Genomic DNA, 1133 nt, shown 5'->3' on the forward strand with positions numbered 1-1133 from the left:
CTCTCCTGAAAGAAAAACACCCTGTCAGCGTACCGCTACAGGGTGGGGGTGACCATCTCATTAGCCACGGTGGTTAACCTCCGTGGCTTTTTTTATTGTTTTGACGTCATACCGGCAACTGAAATTCAACCAATAGCGGGTTGTGGTCAGAAGCCTGGGTAACCAATACAGAAGATTGCATGACGTGTAACCCCCGATAAAAAACAAAATCTAACGGGCGGCCGAACGTTCGACGCCGCTGGTCGTCGACAAAGCGAACCTCACGCAAGGCAATCTCACTGGCAAATTGATAAAGCGCGTTGATACGCTGCCGGCTCCAGGCATTAAAATCCCCTGCCATGATCACTGGCCCGGCATGACGTTTGACCTGCTCACCAATCGCATCCAGTTGTTTGCCATACACTTCAACGCCAATACTGAAATTAATGGCATGGATATTAATGACCATCAGTTGCTGAGCACTCTGTAATGCATAAACCGTAATCAGCGCCGATTTAGACAGGGGAAGCAGAGGCTCCCTCTCTCTCAGCGGGCAGCAATACAACGGTTGTGCGGCAGAGAGTGTCATCACACCAGAAAGGTGTTGGGGAAGAATAATGGCAGGGACCTGATCGGTAGCAACATAGTTCGCCGTTGCAAAGCGAATCAGCTCAGGCGTACTTTGCGCCTCTTGCAGTAAAACGAGATGAGCATCTTTACCAAAATTTTGTAATACCGAAAGCCAGTACAGGCGCTGCTGTTTATAGATATTCCACACCAATACACGCAGTACGTCGTTTTTTTCAAGCAGCGGCTCCTCTGGCAGTGCCTGCATAACAGGATACTGTACACCAGAGGAAAAAATTCTCTCTACGGGTTGCCCCGCACTGTACCTCACCGCATAGGTTTTCTTTCGCACAACGAACCTGCTTGTCTCTTCAGTGCTACACGCTATTACTTTAAGCAAAGAACGGCCTGAGTGACAGAGATATTCGGCAAGACTTGCACTGCATAACAGATCTTTACAGTGCAAGGTAACTATGGCACAAAGTAAAAAGCCCTGAGCAATTGCTCAGGGCTTTTCTTTTTAGTGGCGGAACGGACGGGACTCGAACCCGCGACCCCCTGCGTGACAGGCAGGTATTCTAACCGAC

The 1133-nt window shown here is 49.3% G+C and carries 1 protein-coding gene; it reads right to left on the reverse strand.

Annotation, left to right across the window (positions count from 1 at the left end; all coding sequences use genetic code 11):
• Positions 1-106: 106 nt before the first annotated feature.
• Positions 107-898, reverse strand: a complete 792-nt coding sequence (locus CS369_RS13960; RefSeq protein ID WP_196907580.1) for an endonuclease/exonuclease/phosphatase family protein — start codon at positions 896-898, stop codon at positions 107-109.
• Positions 899-1133: the final 235 nt, after the last annotated feature.

This window comes from Candidatus Symbiopectobacterium sp. 'North America' (assembly GCF_015762685.1).
GTDB lineage: Bacteria > Pseudomonadota > Gammaproteobacteria > Enterobacterales > Enterobacteriaceae > Symbiopectobacterium.